Genomic DNA, 2584 nt, shown 5'->3' with positions numbered 1-2584 from the left:
ACCAGGTGGGCTCGGTGTAGTCGGTGGTGGCGCCGGGGGTGATGTCCTTGACGTCGTTGGTGCCGCCACTGAAGTCCTCGGCGAAGAGGTGGTCGTGCCCATGGACGGAGCGGACGAAGACGACCTCCTCGTCGTCGGGCGAGAGCGCGGGCTCGGAACCCTTGGTCAGCGCGCTGCCCTGCTGACGCAGGTAGTCGTCACGGATGTAGACCTCGCCGGTGTGGGTGTTCTCGTAGACGGCCGTGCCGTAGCTGCCGCCGACGTTGGGCCAGCTGTTGTTCGTCTGCGGGACGTTGCCGTCCCCCGGGTCGCCGTTCAGGCTGATCTTGGCCGGCCTTCCGTGGTCGCTGGTGGCCTTGATGCCTTCCAGAACGGTCTTGCCGTTGATCTTGGCGGCGAAGATGAGGTTGTTCTTCGCGGGGATCCCGTTCGCCCTGTCGGCTGCGGTGACCTGCCAGGTGGGGTGTGACCAGGTCTGCCCGCCGGGGTTGGCGGCGACGATGACGCGGTGGCTGCCGTCGGGGTCGGAGACGACGAGGTTGCCGTGGCCGTCGACGAAGGCGGCCTTGCTGCCGCTGGGGTTCCAGGCCAGGTCACGGACGATGGTGCCGAAGTCGATCGACTTGCCGTTGATGACGACGTGGCGGGTGCCGTCGCTGATGGCCAGCCCCCTGGGCACGATGACCGTCTGGGCGGACGCGGCCGCGGCGACCATCGCGGCACCGGCCTTGGCATCGCTCCTGGAGGACGGCACGGCCGTCGCGGTGGCGGCCGTGCCGCACAGGGTGAGCAGTGCGGCGGCACCTGCGGTGATGACGGCTGCGGTGCTGCGACGGTGACGAGCGGACATCGAGGTTCCCCCAGAGATGCGAATGACGCTGCGATGAGAGGAGTCTTCCAACAGGGGGTGACGGAGCTGTGCGCTCACCGTCACAGCTGTGCAATAGGGGGCGAAGCGGCCCCAGGTGTTATTGAAATGAGGTGTGCGGTCAGGAATCTCGGGACCCTGTCGCCCGGGATCGGGTATGGCCCCGGCCCTGTGCCGGGGTTGGCGAGTGAGCTGAGAGAGCCGCATGGACTCCACCCCCTCCCCCTCGTCTGCGTCACCGTTCGACATGGTCAGCAGCGCTTTGGGGCAGTACATCCCACGCGGCGGAGCGGCGGCGGCCGCCGGTTCTGCCGACCCACAGGGCGACACCGCCGCCCGCCAACGCGCACACGCCAGTCCGACACCCGGCCGTCAGGAGCAGATCCTGCGGTCATCCTGGACCGGGATCTGAGAATCATCCGCTGCAATCTGGACGCCCCGGTCTTCGCGGGGGTGGAGGCCGTGACCGGGGGCCCTTTCGTAGATCTTCTGCCTCCCTGGAACGTACCGACGCTCACCCGGCGGTTGCGCCAAGTCCTCGAATCGGTGCAGGCGAGCCGGGAGTGGTCGTCGAGCGCCGAATGCAGGTACATGTATCCGACCTTGCCGCAGACGTCCTTCGGGGGTCGGCGATGCGTTCCGATGTCCCCTGCTGGTGGCGTTCCTGGACTCGGTGGCCGCGTTCACCGGGAGCCCTGGGATCTGAGGGCTCCCGCATGAGCGGCTGTGCGTGGCGTCAGCGTGCGAACTTTTCGATGGCCGCCGGGGTGACGGGGGTGAAGAAGTTGACGAGGTTGCCGTCAGGGTCACGGAACAGCAGCGACCGGTTGCCCCAGGGCATCGTGGTGGGCTCGGTGACGAAGTCGGTGACGAAGCCGGTCAGGTTCTGGTGAACGCGGTCCACGTCGTCGACGAGGAACTCGGTGATCACGCTGTGGTTGTCCGCCGGGCGGGCAGAGCCCGGGGCGAACAGCGGGACGGTGCGGGTGCCGGCGATCGCGAGGGTGGCGCCCGCGGTCTTGAGTTCGGCGAAGTCCTCGGTGGCCCACGTCGCCCGCGCCCCTGTGGCTCGCTCGTAGAACTTGACGAGGCGCGCTACGTCGCTGGTGATGATGCGGATCGAGACGAAGTCCATGGGAATCTCCTTGGCTGTGCTGGAGGCGTGCACGCCGCAGGCTAGGAGAGATAGTGGACAGAATCGGTCCTGTATTCGCGTTAGGCTGCGGACATGCCTCGACCCACCGGCCGCGTGCTGACACTCCTGGAGCTGCTGCAGTCGGGCGGCACCCGGACGGTGGCCGAACTCGCCGACCGGCTCGGCGTCGATGGGCGCACCGTGCGGCGGTATGTGGACCAGCTGATCGACCTGGACGTGCCGGTGGAATCGGTACGCGGCCGCTACGGCGGGTACCGGCTCGCCCCCGGGTACCGCTTGCCTCCGCTCATGCTCAGCGACGACGAGGCGCTGGCCGTGCTGCTCGGCCTGGTCGCCAACCGCCGAGCGGGGTTGACGACGACGGAGCGGACGGCGAGCGAGACGGCATCGGCGAAGATCCGGCGGGTGCTGCCCAAGCACATCGCCCGCAGGCTCGACACACTCCTGGAGGCCGTCGCTTTCACGGATCAGCCCAGTGATCTCGACACCCCGGACGCTGAGGTCCTGCTCACCATCGCCGATGCGGTGCGCCACCGCCGACCGGTCTCGATCCGCTACAC

General features: G+C 68.3%; 3 protein-coding genes and 1 pseudogene. 2 read left to right on the top strand and 2 right to left on the bottom strand.

Going from position 1 to position 2584, the window contains the following annotated elements; translation table 11 throughout:
* The coding region (locus tag BEK98_RS46850; RefSeq protein WP_094222909.1) for a hypothetical protein at window positions 1-850 on the bottom strand (850 nt) is incomplete at its 3' end.
* A 223-nt stretch (window positions 851-1073) separates the two neighbouring features.
* Here BEK98_RS46850 and BEK98_RS50700 point away from each other — a divergent pair.
* A pseudogene (locus tag BEK98_RS50700) lies at window positions 1074-1423 on the top strand (phosphatase); the annotation flags it as partial.
* A gap of 181 nt (window positions 1424-1604) precedes the next feature.
* Here the strand turns inward: BEK98_RS50700 and BEK98_RS46840 are convergent.
* Window positions 1605-2003 carry a VOC family protein gene (locus tag BEK98_RS46840; RefSeq protein ID WP_094222908.1) on the bottom strand — a complete coding sequence of 133 codons (399 nt, stop codon included), beginning with the start codon at window positions 2001-2003 and terminating at the stop codon, window positions 1605-1607.
* Window positions 2004-2096: 93 nt separating this feature from the next.
* On the opposite strand from BEK98_RS46840, the gene BEK98_RS46835 reads away from it, so the two are divergent.
* The coding region (locus tag BEK98_RS46835) for a helix-turn-helix transcriptional regulator (RefSeq protein WP_143684277.1) at window positions 2097-2584 on the top strand (488 nt) is incomplete at its 3' end.

This window comes from Streptomyces diastatochromogenes, assembly GCF_002242805.1.
Classification (GTDB): Bacteria; Actinomycetota; Actinomycetes; order Streptomycetales; family Streptomycetaceae; genus Streptomyces; species Streptomyces diastatochromogenes.
This window is presented reverse-complemented; position numbering and strand designations above follow the sequence as displayed.